This window comes from Celeribacter neptunius, from assembly GCF_900113955.1.
In the GTDB taxonomy this organism is placed as follows: Bacteria; Pseudomonadota; Alphaproteobacteria; order Rhodobacterales; family Rhodobacteraceae; genus Celeribacter; species Celeribacter neptunius.
In genome coordinates this window covers 1-12424 of sequence record NZ_FORH01000010.1, presented here as the reverse complement: position 1 = coordinate 12424, position 12424 = coordinate 1, and the positions used below count along the sequence as shown (strand labels likewise).

The 12424-nt window shown below is 59.7% G+C and carries 15 protein-coding genes; 2 read left to right on the top strand and 13 right to left on the bottom strand.

Features of this window, described 5'->3' with window-relative positions; all coding sequences use genetic code 11:
- Nucleotides 1-408: 408 nt before the first annotated feature.
- Nucleotides 409-1149: an SDR family oxidoreductase gene (locus tag BM151_RS19750; RefSeq protein ID WP_090062964.1), complete on the bottom strand. Its 741-nt coding sequence runs from the start codon at nucleotides 1147-1149 to the stop codon at nucleotides 409-411.
- A gap of 115 nt (nucleotides 1150-1264) precedes the next feature.
- Here BM151_RS19750 and BM151_RS19745 point away from each other — a divergent pair, with 115 nt between their 5' ends.
- Complete coding sequence (locus BM151_RS19745; RefSeq protein WP_090062962.1) at nucleotides 1265-2152, top strand: LysR family transcriptional regulator; 888 nt, start codon at nucleotides 1265-1267, stop codon at nucleotides 2150-2152.
- Nucleotides 2153-2220: 68 nt separating this feature from the next.
- Here BM151_RS19745 and BM151_RS19740 read toward each other — a convergent pair whose 3' ends face one another.
- A complete protein-coding gene (locus tag BM151_RS19740) occupies nucleotides 2221-3129 on the bottom strand; it encodes a LysR family transcriptional regulator (RefSeq protein WP_090062959.1) in 909 nt (302 codons plus the stop codon).
- A 115-nt stretch (nucleotides 3130-3244) separates the two neighbouring features.
- Between BM151_RS19740 and BM151_RS19735 the strand changes: the two genes are divergently transcribed.
- A complete protein-coding gene (locus BM151_RS19735; RefSeq protein ID WP_090062956.1) occupies nucleotides 3245-4114 on the top strand; it encodes an NAD(P)H-binding protein in 870 nt (289 codons plus the stop codon).
- Between the two features lie 67 nt (nucleotides 4115-4181).
- Here BM151_RS19735 and BM151_RS19730 read toward each other — a convergent pair whose 3' ends face one another.
- The 11 genes from BM151_RS19730 to BM151_RS19680 form a co-directional block, all read right to left on the bottom strand.
- Complete coding sequence (locus BM151_RS19730) at nucleotides 4182-4454, bottom strand: helix-turn-helix transcriptional regulator (protein ID WP_281245339.1); 273 nt, start codon at nucleotides 4452-4454, stop codon at nucleotides 4182-4184.
- Nucleotides 4455-4593: 139 nt separating this feature from the next.
- A complete protein-coding gene (locus BM151_RS19725; RefSeq protein ID WP_090062951.1) occupies nucleotides 4594-5619 on the bottom strand; it encodes a TrbL/VirB6 family protein in 1026 nt (341 codons plus the stop codon).
- A complete protein-coding gene (locus tag BM151_RS19720) occupies nucleotides 5619-6038 on the bottom strand; it encodes a hypothetical protein (RefSeq protein WP_090062948.1) in 420 nt (139 codons plus the stop codon). Before BM151_RS19720 ends, BM151_RS19725 begins: the two co-directional genes overlap by 1 nt.
- A gap of 16 nt (nucleotides 6039-6054) precedes the next feature.
- On the bottom strand, nucleotides 6055-7089 hold the full coding sequence (locus tag BM151_RS19715) for an ATPase, T2SS/T4P/T4SS family (protein WP_090062945.1): 1035 nt from the start codon (nucleotides 7087-7089) through the stop codon (nucleotides 6055-6057).
- A gap of 1 nt (nucleotide 7090) precedes the next feature.
- Nucleotides 7091-8416 carry a TraB/TrbI/VirB10 family type IV secretion system protein gene (locus BM151_RS19710; protein ID WP_090062942.1) on the bottom strand — a complete coding sequence of 442 codons (1326 nt, stop codon included), beginning with the start codon at nucleotides 8414-8416 and terminating at the stop codon, nucleotides 7091-7093.
- Complete coding sequence (locus BM151_RS19705) at nucleotides 8413-9114, bottom strand: TrbG/VirB9 family P-type conjugative transfer protein (protein ID WP_149884459.1); 702 nt, start codon at nucleotides 9112-9114, stop codon at nucleotides 8413-8415. Before BM151_RS19705 ends, BM151_RS19710 begins: the two co-directional genes overlap by 4 nt.
- Complete coding sequence (locus BM151_RS19700; protein ID WP_090062939.1) at nucleotides 9111-9758, bottom strand: VirB8 family type IV secretion system protein; 648 nt, start codon at nucleotides 9756-9758, stop codon at nucleotides 9111-9113. Before BM151_RS19700 ends, BM151_RS19705 begins: the two co-directional genes overlap by 4 nt.
- Nucleotides 9759-9772: 14 nt before the next feature.
- Nucleotides 9773-10570: a type IV secretion system protein gene (locus BM151_RS19695; protein ID WP_057796681.1), complete on the bottom strand. Its 798-nt coding sequence runs from the start codon at nucleotides 10568-10570 to the stop codon at nucleotides 9773-9775.
- Nucleotides 10567-11733 carry a lytic transglycosylase domain-containing protein gene (locus BM151_RS19690; protein WP_090062937.1) on the bottom strand — a complete coding sequence of 389 codons (1167 nt, stop codon included), beginning with the start codon at nucleotides 11731-11733 and terminating at the stop codon, nucleotides 10567-10569. The genes BM151_RS19695 and BM151_RS19690 overlap by 4 nt, the downstream gene beginning before the upstream one ends.
- A gap of 4 nt (nucleotides 11734-11737) precedes the next feature.
- A complete protein-coding gene (locus tag BM151_RS19685) occupies nucleotides 11738-11953 on the bottom strand; it encodes a hypothetical protein (protein WP_028095514.1) in 216 nt (71 codons plus the stop codon).
- A partial coding sequence (locus BM151_RS19680; RefSeq protein WP_483862378.1) for a VirB4 family type IV secretion/conjugal transfer ATPase occupies nucleotides 11950-12424 on the bottom strand: 475 nt, incomplete at its 5' end. The genes BM151_RS19685 and BM151_RS19680, both read right to left, overlap by 4 nt.

Here is a 12424-nt window from a genome sequence, read left to right as displayed (position 1 = left end):
TAGATGCTGCGCTGAACAGAACATGCGAAATTGTCGCCGCAGAAGCACCGCAAACCGGTCCTCCAAACCAAGGCCGCCGGCGTCAGCTTTGTCTCGCGACTTTCGTGTCCGGGCGTTGTGTGGCGAAATGACACTCTAAGCCTTTGTTCGACTTAGCCGCCGTTCGTTCCTCACGCGGCGAAAGAGGGGAAAGCGCCCGTCTCAACGGATAATGCAGTCAAATCCAATGGCCGCTTGTACCAACTTACTGGATGACAAGAAATCACGTCTTTACTCACTTTCGCTGCTGATCCATGCAATATCGTCCCTGCGAAATGCCAAATTAACGCCTGAATACCAGCCCAAGTATCGGACTTTATGCATGGCACTGGAGGCGTATTAATATGCATACGCCTCCAGTGCGGAGGATCAGATTATGCCCCCGTTTGCGCGCAAGGTCTGGCCATTGACCCAAGCGGCATCTGGTCCTGCGAGAAACGCCACAACACTTGCGATATCCTGCGGTGTCCCGAGCCGTTCCAGGGGCGCCATTTTTGACATACGATCAACGACCTCTTGTGGCTTGCCGTCTAGGAAAAGCTGCGTTGCTGTTGGGCCAGGGGCGACTGTGTTTACAGTGATCGACCGCCCACGAAGTTCCTTGGCCATAATGCTTGTCATTGATTCAACGGCAGCTTTGGTCGCAGCGTAGACGCCGTAAGTCTCAAGTTTCAATCCGACGACGCTCGTCGATAAGTTAACGATTGCACCGCCATCACGAAGGCGATTTGCGGCTTCGCGCAACAGGTTGAACGTGCCTTTGAAATTGATTGCGACTTGAGTGTCAAAGAGAGCGTCATCGCTACCTGCAATAGGTGCTAACTTCATAATGCCCGCATTGTTGACTAGGATGTCGATTCCGCCAAAGGCAGCTTCAGCGGAGTCGAACATCCGTTTGACAGCGACCGCATCCGACACGTCGGCTTGAGCTGCGATGGCTTTACCGCCTGCTGTTTCGATCTTTTCAACAATTTGATGTGCGGCTGCTTCGCTTCCAGCATAGTTGACGATGACATTGAAACCATCCGCTGCAAACCTTTCGGCTATCGACGCGCCAATCCCACGTGAAGCACCAGTCACCAATGCTGTTCTGTTTTCGTTAGTAGCCATATTTTTTCCTTTCTCTGATCGGCCCTATGCCGACCTTTTAGGAACAATAGGCATTTCTATAGTTTGGATAATCCACTACAATCTGACATCACTATTCTTCTTGATCGGATAATAAATGGACCGTCTTGATGCCATGAACGTCTTCGTGCGAATTGTAGAAGTGCGAAGCTTTTCTAAAGTCGCAACTGATCTGGGGTTGCCAAGATCAACGGTCACAGATGCGATCAAAGCACTTGAGGCCCGATTGGGCGTGAGCCTGCTGCACCGTACTACAAGGGTCGTGCGCCCAACGCTGGATGGTGAAGCGTATTATCAACGCTGCCTGTCAATCCTATCCGAGATTGAAGATGCCGAAGACGCCTTTGCAAGAACTACGCCGAAAGGCTCGCTGCGTATCGAAACCCATGGTGTCCTAGCGCGGCATTTTCTGTTGCCTTCGCTGCCAGACTTCATGGCGCGTTTTCCTAACATTGAGATCCATATCGGAGAAGGGGATCGACTGGTTGATCTGGTCCGCGAAGGTATAGACTGCGCGATACGGGTGGGTGATCCGGTCGACAGCAACATGACCGGTCGCAAATTGACGGACCTTGAAGAGGTCACCTGTGCGGCCCCGACCTACCTTGAACGGTTCGGCACACCGCAAAACATTGACGCGCTCAAAGGCCACCAGATGATCGGATTCCGCTCTACCGCGACAGGGTCTATCTTGCCGCTCGAATTTGTTCAGAATGGTATCCTGCGCACGGTCTCACTCCCGACACCAATCACTGTAAGCGGCGCAGACACATTGGCACATTGCGCCCGGCTTGGCCTCGGCATTATCCAAAAACCACGCTATTCTGCTGCCGAAGATCTTGCCGCAGGGCGCTTGATCGAACTCCTCAGCGACACACCACCGGCCCCGTCCCCTGTTTCGATCTTTTATCCAAGCAACCGATACCTGTCGCCGCGCGTGCGCGTGTTCATTGACTGGGCCGTACAAGCATTTTCGCATCGATGACCAAGGGTGATCAGCATATCGAGACTCGGCAGTTTCTTTATGCGGATAACGTGCTGGCGAGGGTATGCTTACGCTTCAGCGGGTGTAGCCTGACATATCTCGATAAAGGCCCGCAGGGGTTTTGGTGCAAAGCGGCTCGGATAGTAGAGGTGTGGCCCCTCAATGTAGGGCCACCAACTCGGCAGCACGGGCAACAGCTTTCCACTTTCGAAATCATCCTCCAGCCAGTTGCGGAAGGTATATATGATTCCCATTCCCGCTTGCGCATATCGCAGGCCAGTGTTGAGCGCGCCTACGCTAAGGATAAGCGCGTTTTGGGGTTCCACTTTCACGGACTGTCCTTTGCATTGCAGTGTCCATGGAAGCAAAGGGCCCGCGTCCAGCCGGTAACGGATCGCGACGTGGGCGGTGAGGTCTTTGGGAACTTGCGGCACCCCGTGCGCATCAAGATAAGCTGGCGACGCGGCCATCGCCATTTGTTGCCTGCGCGGCCCGATCGGTATCGAGATCATGTCCTGCTCCAGCACGCTGCCGTAGCGAATGCCCGCATCACAGCCTGCCGCAACAATATCGACGAGATCGCTCTCTACCGTGATCTCAACCTCCACATCTGGATGCTGCGTCCGATATGCGGCAAGCAGAGGCGGCAATATATCCGGCATGACCGCCCCAGGCACGTTGAGGGTCAACCGCCCCTGTACCTGCCCTCCAAGCGTTGCAACGTCATGGCAGGCAGCATTCACTGCGGATAACAATGGACCCACACGATCCACCAAAAGTTGCCCCGCTTGCGTCAGGTGCAGACTGCGCGTTGTGCGGCGCAGCACGGGGGTGCCAAGTTGCGATTCTATCCGCGAGACCGTGGTGCTAACCTTTGAGGCTGCTATGCCGAGCCGCTGTGAAGCTGCGCGGAAGCCGCCCTCACGGACAACAGCCAGAAGAACGGCGAGATCATCAGCAGAAACATTGTTCTTCATTGAGAACAGTCCAATCTAATTTCCATACCTTATCCTATAAATGCAGAACAGTCATCTTGTCGATCATCACTACGTATTGCGCCACCTGGCGCGTTTCAGAAAATGGAGACTGACAATGCTCATCATTACAGGAGCCTCGGGAAAACTAGGCGGACTTGTGGTTGAGGCTCTGCAGCGCCTCGTGACAGCGGACCAAATCGGAGTCAGCGTACGTGACCCGGAAAAACTGGCCGATGTCGCTGCTCGTGGTGTACGCGTAAGGCGTGGGGATTACGAAGACGCTGACAGCCTGCGCCACGCGTGGGAAGGGGCCAGCCGAGTACTGCTGGTGTCCTCAAATGCAGCTTCCAGTGGAGGCGACCCGTTGCAACAGCACGAAACGGCGATTTCTGTGGCCAAGGAACTGGGTGTCGAACGGCTACTCTACACCAGCCAGGTGTCGGCCAATGAGCAGTCGCATTTCCCGCCTGGGCGCCATCATGCCGCAACGGAAACAATGTTGGCTGCATCAGGTCTGGCGTGGACGTCCATGCGGCACGGGTTCTATGCGGACAGCGCCATGAATATGAATGCGCAGGGATTTGCGAATGGCAATTTGGTGGGGCCGGCGGATGGCAAGGTGGCTTGGACGACCCATGAAGACTTGGCTCAAGCCGATGCGCTTCTGCTGGCTGGAAAAGAGACGTTCGAAGGCGTAACGCCCCCCCTCACCGGCAGCGTGGGGCTTGACCTTGCTGACCTCGCGCAGATGGCAAGCGGGGCGACTGGAAGGACAATCAAGCGCCAGATCGTCAGCGAAGAAGATATGATCGAAAACTTGGAGCGAGCCAACCTACCCGGAGCGGTCAAAAGCGTCATTCTGGGTTACTACCGCGCCGCACAGGCAGGGGAATTCGCAATAGTAGACCCTACGCTTGAGCGACTGCTGGGTCGAGAACCACGTCCGATGCAGGATGTTGTGAGACGACATCTGGGACGAGGATGAACAGGGACTGCCTCGGAAAGGCAACCGTTTCAGGGCAACACTCTGATACGGTTGCCGGATACGGTAATTAAAACTGGGTGGCAAACTGTCTGGGTGTGCCGCCCACGACACGTTTAAAGGCGGTATTGAAAGCATTCCCAGACTGATGCCCGACGCGCTCGGCAACCTCTGAAATCGTGTTGTTTGAGGTCATGAGTTGCTCGCTTGCTTTCGCCATGCGCAAGTTTGCCAGATAGTCCATTGGCGTTTCACCCAGTACGTCTTGGAAGCGCCGCGCGAATACGGACCGGGACATGCTTGCGTTTTCAGCGAGAGACTTGAGTGTCCATTTGCGCCTCATGTCTTCGTGGATAGCCGTCAACGTCAGAGAAAGTTGTGCATCCGCCAAAGCGGACATAGGCGCACATGCAGCGAATTCGCACTTTGTCCCGCATTGTGTGAGTTCATGCACAGTGCGGCGAAAGGCTGTTTTCTCCTTTCTACTCTCGCAAACGTTTTGCCCGTTCCGCCATCCTGACCACCTGCGCGCTCGCCGTCGCCGCGGCGCTCTTTACCGCAGCAGGAGCGTGTACAGTTCCACGTCCAATCGCCTCCCCCGTCGTGAGCGCCCCTATCCGCGCCCTGCCCTGGACACCAGATGTGTTAGCCAGCCCTCGCAGTACCCCTGCGGACCCGCTGACGATCGCCGGTGGCGCCGCCACCATTAGGTTTCCCGAGATGCCGCGAACGATCAGGGGTGTTGCTGCTACAAATCCTTTGGCCAGGAAAACCATGACGAAGAACGGCACGAGCGATCCGATGTTGGTTGCCGAGTTCGGATCACCGAGCTGGGCTAGCAGCGAATTCGCCATGCCGACGACGGTAGAGAACATTGCTGCGATTACGATGGGGTAGAAGGCATAGCTGACTGTCGTCGAGACCCATCTGTGGAAGAAATCCTTGGTTGCATCGAAGAGCGACAGCGCGATCATGATCGGTGCGAGGCCCAGCATCAGGGTCAGCATCATCTTGGCGAAGATGAGGACGATCCCGGTCATGAAGCCAAGGAGGCTGAGGAGCACCAGGCCGATCCCACCCAGGATCGCGCCTGTCATCCAGTTCAGGTTGCTGCCGATCGCGTTCAGATATGTCGCGAAGCGCTCGATCAGGTTGTCGAACTCTCCTGCGAAATGGGTTGCGCCTGCGCCACCCCCGCCAACGGACGACACCAGCGCGCCCGCCACATAGTCGAGGCCCCCGATCACAGCGTTGGATACCGCGTTGAAATTGGCCCAGTTGAAGGCGAAGAGGCCTATCAGTGTCAGCTTGATGAGATACCAGAAGAAGCTGGCCCCATCCATGCTGCGGAACTGGAATGCCATGTTGATGCAGACGCCAATCAGAGAGAGGGTAACCATCAGCAGGACGATCGTGCCGGTATTGCTTGCCACTGCCCCGAACTGGGACTCGGCCGCATCGACAAGGAACGCGTCTGCGGTTCCGACCATCCAGCTGACGACGCCCATTACCAGTTGCCCTGAGCTTCGCAGATTTCCTGAACTGCCAACCGTAGATCATTCCGCTGCCTTCTGATGTCCCGCTGCGCGGTTGTGTGTTCCGCAGCCGAGTCCAGAAGGTACTTTTCATCGAATTCCTCAGAGGCATCTTCCCAGGACGGGAAGCGGACATCGCAAGCACAGTTGCCTGTCTCGACAATCTGTTCCCATGCCCGAAGTTCATAAAGGTCCATCAACGTCAGCGCCTTGTAGGCTTCACGCGGATTGATTTCGTCCATCCAGGTCGGGCGCGCCGGACGATCGTTGCAGATCCGGTACTGTTGAGGCGACATATCGACCGTGAGATCGCTTGAGACCTGAGGCGAAGTCTGCGCCACAAGGGGGCCCGCCAAGGCGGCAAGCATGAGTGCGAGAATTGGTTTTCGCATCTGGGGTGTTCCTTTTTTACTCAGCGGCAACGGAGGGGCTCTTGTTGCCTCTGCCGTCGACCGTGTCGAGGTTCAAATCTGTGGTTTGACCCGGGAGGAAGAACTCGGTGATCCCGCGCGCGCCTTCATGGCGGCCTGCCTGAATGATCACGTCGATCGAGCCCTCAATGTAATCGATCATGTCGGCATAGGTCATCGGCACATCGGTTTTCAGGGCGGCGATGGCGAGGCGGCGAACAGCAAGTTGTGGGGTCTCGGCATGCAGCGTAGTCAGCGATCCACCGTGGCCGGTGTTGATTGCCTCGAGAAACGTCATCGCCTCGCGACCGCGGACTTCGCCTAGGACAATCCGGTCGGGTCGCATGCGAAGCGTTGAGGCCAAGAGCACATCGGCACTGCGGGCATCCGTGTCCCGGTCCGCGATCAACGTCACGGCATTGGGCTGCTCGGGGCGCAGCTCGGCCGCCTCCTCGATGGTGATGATCCGCTCTTCGGGCGGAATCAGCGAAAGGATCTTGCGCGCCGCAACCGTCTTGCCGGTCGACGTGCCACCCGAGACGATCATGTTGAGCTTGTTCTCGACGCAAAACCGCAGCGCGGCGCCGATGTCGCCGGATGTCACCACATCGCGCAGTGCGGCGTTACGTTCGCGGCGCAAGCCTTCGAGGCTGCGCTCCTTGCCATAGAGAAATCCGAGCCGGATCGCCTCTAGCGGCAGGGAGGAGAAAAACCGCAGTGATATCGAAAACCCGCCCTCGACTGCCGGCGGCTGGATCACCTGCGCGCGGATCGGGCGATCTCGATATAGGATCGAGACCGAGACGATAGGCTTCTTGGTGCTGAGTGTGGTCGAGGCGGCGGAGGCAATCTGGTTGCCGAGGTCCTTGATCTCGGTTGGGCTCAGCGGGCTGCCGAGACCTCGCATGAAGTGGTCGCCCTGGAATTCGCCCCAGACTTGTCCGTCGGGATTGATGCAGATCTCGATCGTGTCGTCGCGCAGGACCTCGGGGCCGAAACGGTCGAGCGACGCTTCCAGATAACTTGCAGCCATGTCAGAAAATCTCGAGGTCACGATCAACCATGACCGTGATCCGTGTACCCTGATCGACATGTATCACTGGCCGGATCGCCAGATAGTCCTGCATCACGCTTTGCGTGCTATCGCGCAGGTCGCTGCCGACATCACTCGCAACATCGGCCGCCGCCTCGCTGTCGATTTGACCCGCTGCAGCCGCAGGCAAGGCGCCGATCAAGGAGATCAGCGCGGCGGAGCCGAAGCGTTGCGCGAAACGGGTGTCGACAAACCCGGTGGTGCCAGTACGGCCGAGTTCGTCTCCACCGAAGGCGCTGATCTGCACGGTCTGATTATCGGGCAAGATGATCCGATCCCATGCCACCATGACGCGCGATTGGGCAAGTGCGACATCGGAGCGGTAGCGCCCGATCAGCCGCGCGCCGCGCGGGATCAGGATACGCGTTCCATCGAAAGAATGGACGTCTTCCGAGACGATGGCGCGGATCGCGCCGGGCAGTGTGCTGTCGAGGGCCGTCTCTGTCACAGCCTGAATCATGGTGCCTTGAACAACCGTGTTCGATGGGTTCGCGATCACTTCGGCACGTGTCACCTGTGCTGGTTGCGCGCCCGAACGAACAAAGGCTTCATCTGCATTCAGACGCGCGGCTTCCAGCGTATTCTCCCTATCCGCACCCGCGCCCATCCCGGAGAACGCGATCATAGGAGACGCGATGCGCTCTGCGCGGGCCTCAGCTTCGGCTGCGCGCCGCCTTTCGAGTTCGGCCAGCCGCAATTCTTCTTCACTTGGTCCCAATGAGCTCGGCTCTGGTGGTACAAGCCGTGCAAGCTCCAAGTCCATGCGGAGCTGATTCAATTCGCGATCCCGCTCGGTCAGTTGCCGCTCGAGGGCACGCTGCGCCTCGGCGGATGCTTCCTGTAAGGTGGCAATTTGCGCCGTCAGGTCGGCAATAGCCTGCTCCGCCCCGCTATCCGCGGCCTCGGCCGGTCTTGCGCGCAGTTCCTCGAGTTCCGCTCTCAATGTCGCAAGACTTTCCATCAGCGCGAGTTCCGACTCGCTCGGACCTGTGTCCGCAGGCGGGGCTTGGCTGGGCTCCGGGGCAGAAATCAGCGCCAGATCTCCGAATCCGGGGCCGCTGCTCTGGAACTCTTCCGGCGCGGCGGTCGCCATTGGCGCTTCTGCCGACGGCTGCAGGGCAGCCCATGCCAGACCGCCTGCTGCCGCGATGCCGACGACCCCAAGGATCGCGGCAAGCGGCGCAGGCCGCTTGCTTGCCTTCGCTTTGCCTGTCGAGCCTTCGAGAGCCGCGAGGCGCGCGGCGAGGTCTTCCGTACCTTCGGTCATGATGTGGCCTGTCCTGCGTCCTGGACGCAAACCACCTCTTCGCCAAGTCGAAGGACCCATTGTCGGTTGACGCCGGACACGCGGATGACGCCGTCACTCAAGGCTTGGCTGTTCACCGCGCGTTCCCTGCCGTTCGAATAACGGAAGATGGCGGGCACCGGCGCATTCCGTGCGAACCGGAAATACGTGAAGGTACCATCATCCCAGATGGCCGTCGGCGTGAACTCTTCTCGGGCGCTGACCGCATAGTTCGCATTCGGCGCATCGGCCGCAACCGCCCTGGTGGGTTGCACGCGGTTTTCAGGATAGCGGAACTGCACGACATAATGCGGCGTCTCCCGGGCTTCGACGACATGGAAGTAGTAGGAGCGGCGGTTGGTGTAGACGGTGATGTTGGTGGCGACGCCAGATGCTGTCGGCTTAATGGCGAAGGCACGGCCACCCGGGACACCGTCGAATTGAAACCCGACCGTATCGCCGGCGATGATCGAGCGGATGGTTTCACCCTCACCGAATTCGACCGTGGTGACGCGGGTTAGAGTCGTGACGACACGGTAAACTTGGCCTTCAGTCCAGGTCGCTACGCGCACGCGGTTGTCATGAGAACCTGGGCGGGGCGTGGTCTCGGCCAAGGCAGTCGATCCCGCGAACGTGAGAAAACTGGCGGCCAACAAGGTAAAGATTGGAGTGCTAGTCATTCGGAACGGTCCGATCGGATGGCATATTGGGTGACGGTGAAACCGAAAGGGTTTTGCCAGACATCGTCGATCGCGCGGGTCCGCTCGGGCCGGAATTCGAACATCAACGTGGCAGTGAACGATCCATCCTGTACCCCCTGCGGGCTTGTCAGGCGCTTTCTGAGCCGGACCTGGGCGCGGTTATCGCCAATAAGGGTGATCGATGCGATCTCAACGGCCATCTCGGCCGCAGCCCCGTATCGCGTCGGCGGATAGTTCTCCTGACCCGATGTCCACATCTCGCGCATGCTGGCCTCGGCCGACCCGGAAGACTGCGCCAGGACACGGCGGACACGAAGATCGTTGTCGAGCTGGTTGTAGGTTTCGCGGTCGAGAATGTAGCGGTAGATTTGCGCTTCGATCACGGCAGGGCGTTCGGCGAGCGACACGGTTTCAACCGTGGCATTGGGGAGCGCCATCCCGGTCGCGGGATCGTAGGGGACAACCACGGGAGGCGGCGTCTCGACCATCAGCGCGACAGCCGCAGCTGTCAAACAGCCGAATACACCAAAGCCTGCTCCAGAAAGGCCGATCATCCGCCAAAGCTGTTCCCGGCGCAGGGCACCGTAGACAAGTTCCTCTTCCACGAGTTCGCGCGCAGTCATCACCCCTGCCCTACTCATGGCTCAAGGTCCGGCAAGGTGAAGTCCATGTAGCGGCGTTCTTCGGCAACGGTGGCGGCGTCAACCACGCCTGCATTGCCTGCGCCTAGGGTTTGAATCGCTTCCAGCTCCCACATCCGGGTCATAGCGATGGCGAGTTCCGCCGTGACGCGGGTGTTGTGATCCATCGAGGCTTTGAGATCCTCCATGTCCGGGATCATCTCGACCAGACGTTCCACCCGTTCGAGAGACTGTTCCGCCTCTGCGTGGCTGTTCTGCGCCGCTGCCGACATCACAGCACCTGTGGTTGCCCGCGTGGCCACGCCTTCAGCGCCCGGATTGCCGCTGGTGGCGATTTCGCGGAGAGAATCCTCGTCGAACCCGGCACTTGCCAGCGCCTGTTCCATCTGCGTGCGCATGGGCCCGGCATTGGGCCCGATGAGAGCGCTCCAATCGCCCGCCTGGATGCCTCGGATCAGGCCGGGGATGTCTTCGAAGTTGGCCTCAAGCAAGGTGTCGAGGTCCCCGCCCATGGCAAGTCCGAGGATGCTGCGCGGCCCGGTGAGCGAGGCATACATCTCGTTCAGCTGATCGAGTTGGCTTTGCAGCATGTCCAGTTGCTCCAACGCATTGTCCAGAAGATCCGTCTGGATCCCGAAATCCTGCAGCATCTGTTGAAGCTGGCGGATTTCCTGAGCAATGTTCTGAGTGTCCACCGTGGGCACACCCTGTGCCGCGACAGGTCCGGTGACATTGAGGGTGAGCGCGAGAGCAATGCTACCGGCGAAAAGGGAACGGGGCAGGCGCAGGTTCAACGCAAATCCTCCTGACTGAAATCCATGAATTGCCGCTCGGCAGCCTGGGCCGCCGCCAAGGCGATCTGCTCGGCACTGAGTGGCTCGGTTCGGGCGGCCTTGATCCGGGTCCGGATTGCGACCAGCCGGGCCTGTTCGGCCCGGGCATAGGTGTTGAGCGCGATGGCCTCGTGGAGATCCTCGGTCTCGCCAATGCGGGTGATGATGTCCTGCACGCGCAGGGCGGCCGCGCGGACTGAGACCAGCGAGTAGTCGCCATAGACCCCTGCGCCGTGGGCCGAGAGGCTGAAACTCGCATTCGCCAGAAGGACCGGGTCGATGGTGCCGAGCGCATCGATGCCGCCCATGGCCGCGAGGTAGCTGTTGTACTGCTGCGGGATCACCACGACATAGTGCTGGGTTTCCGCGAAAGGCGGCACACCGCCATAATCCTGCACATTGCCAGGACCGGCGTTATAGGCGGCGAGCGCATGGATAATGTTGCCATCGAACATGTTCAGCATTTGTGCGAGGTATCGCGCACCGCCGGTGACCTGCAGATAGGGATCGTCGTAATAGGCCGGGTAGATCCCGAGATCGCCCGCGGTACCGGGCATGATCTGGGTAAGTCCGAAGGCCCCCACGGGTGAGCGTGCCCCGATCTGGAAACGACTTTCCTGCCAGATCAGCGCCTGCAAGAGACAGCGCCATTGCACGAGCGAAAGACCTGCGCGGCCGACCCCGGACAGACTATGGGTGTCGCGTGCTGCGCGGATGATCAGCTCCTCGATCCCCTCCCTGGCATCGCCGAACATCCGCGCTGCCGCTGGATTGGTGTCCTCGGGCGCATAAAGACTGGCGGCCGCGCTTTCGACGTCGTCGACCGCCCCCTGCCCCGCCTCGAGCCCCGCCACGGTTCCGGCCACGTCTCCAGCGCCAAGCGACATGGCATCCATCAGCCCTTCGAGGGAGGCGAGTTGCTGGCGCTCGATTTCGGCCAGTTCCTCCTCTCGGCTTAGCCGGACCTGCTGCAGTGCCAGGTCCCGATCGGTCTGCTCAAGGATGGCCTGCCGCTCTGCGAAGAGGCGCAGATCGAAGGTCGGCACGCCTTGGGCGACCGCTGGCCCCGCCGTGGGACCTGCCAGTGCAAAGCCGATCATCGAGAGAGGAAGCCAGGTCCGCATTGGCTCAGCCGCCCGCCCCCAAGAGGACGAAATCGCAGGCCGTGTCGCGGCGCGTGACCTCCGCCCCCATGGTCGAGATCGTGGCGGTGGCGGTTCCTGCCTGCGCAGGAGCCTCGCGAAAATTGAAGCAGTTGGCTTGCGGGGGGTTATGCTGCGCACAGGCTGTCAGGGTCAGGCCGAGCCCGAGCAGCACTACGCTGCGAATGATGGTACGGGTCATGTCACTCTCCAGAAATCAGGACGTTCGCGATAATCGGCGCCGACAAGCGCTTCGCCCTTCTCCATTCCGCCAAGGATGGTCACGAGCGGGCCGAGCGCGCTGAGATCGGCATCGATCACGACGGAACCACGGTCGTCGCGTACAAGCGCGAGCCGCGAGGCCGAGCCGACGCCCAGAAGCACGTCGAGCTCTTTCTCGGTCAGGCCGAGCATCGCGTAGTCAGCGGCGGAAGCACGAATGTTGGGCAAGAGCACCTGCGTCGGCACCGCTTCCACGATGGTCTTGCCGGTGCGCGTGCGCTCGAGCTGGCTGGCATATTGCGTCATCATCACGACGACGGCGTTCTGCTTGCGGGCGGTCACCAGCCAGTTGCTGAGGCGCTCCGCAAAGTAGGCGTTGTCGAGGGCTTTCCATGCCTCGTCGATGACGATGATGGTGGGCTTGCGGTCCTCGATCACCCGCTCGACCCGG

Bases quoted from the DNA above. Each gene is read 5' to 3' on its own strand.
- BM151_RS19750 (WP_090062964.1), bottom strand. From the start codon at position 1,149: ATGGCTACTAACGAAAACAGAACAGCATTGGTGACTGGTGCTTCACGT.
- BM151_RS19745 (WP_090062962.1), top strand. From the start codon at position 1,265: ATGGACCGTCTTGATGCCATGAACGTCTTCGTGCGAATTGTAGAAGTG.
- BM151_RS19740 (WP_090062959.1), bottom strand. From the start codon at position 3,129: ATGAAGAACAATGTTTCTGCTGATGATCTCGCCGTTCTTCTGGCTGTT.
- BM151_RS19735 (WP_090062956.1), top strand. From the start codon at position 3,245: ATGCTCATCATTACAGGAGCCTCGGGAAAACTAGGCGGACTTGTGGTT.
- BM151_RS19730 (WP_281245339.1), bottom strand. From the start codon at position 4,454: ATGAGGCGCAAATGGACACTCAAGTCTCTCGCTGAAAACGCAAGCATG.
- BM151_RS19725 (WP_090062951.1), bottom strand. From the start codon at position 5,619: ATGGGCGTCGTCAGCTGGATGGTCGGAACCGCAGACGCGTTCCTTGTC.
- BM151_RS19720 (WP_090062948.1), bottom strand. From the start codon at position 6,038: ATGCGAAAACCAATTCTCGCACTCATGCTTGCCGCCTTGGCGGGCCCC.
- BM151_RS19715 (WP_090062945.1), bottom strand. From the start codon at position 7,089: ATGGCTGCAAGTTATCTGGAAGCGTCGCTCGACCGTTTCGGCCCCGAG.
- BM151_RS19710 (WP_090062942.1), bottom strand. From the start codon at position 8,416: ATGACCGAAGGTACGGAAGACCTCGCCGCGCGCCTCGCGGCTCTCGAA.
- BM151_RS19705 (WP_149884459.1), bottom strand. From the start codon at position 9,114: ATGACTAGCACTCCAATCTTTACCTTGTTGGCCGCCAGTTTTCTCACG.
- BM151_RS19700 (WP_090062939.1), bottom strand. From the start codon at position 9,758: ATGACTGCGCGCGAACTCGTGGAAGAGGAACTTGTCTACGGTGCCCTG.
- BM151_RS19690 (WP_090062937.1), bottom strand. From the start codon at position 11,733: ATGCGGACCTGGCTTCCTCTCTCGATGATCGGCTTTGCACTGGCAGGT.
- BM151_RS19685 (WP_028095514.1), bottom strand. From the start codon at position 11,953: ATGACCCGTACCATCATTCGCAGCGTAGTGCTGCTCGGGCTCGGCCTG.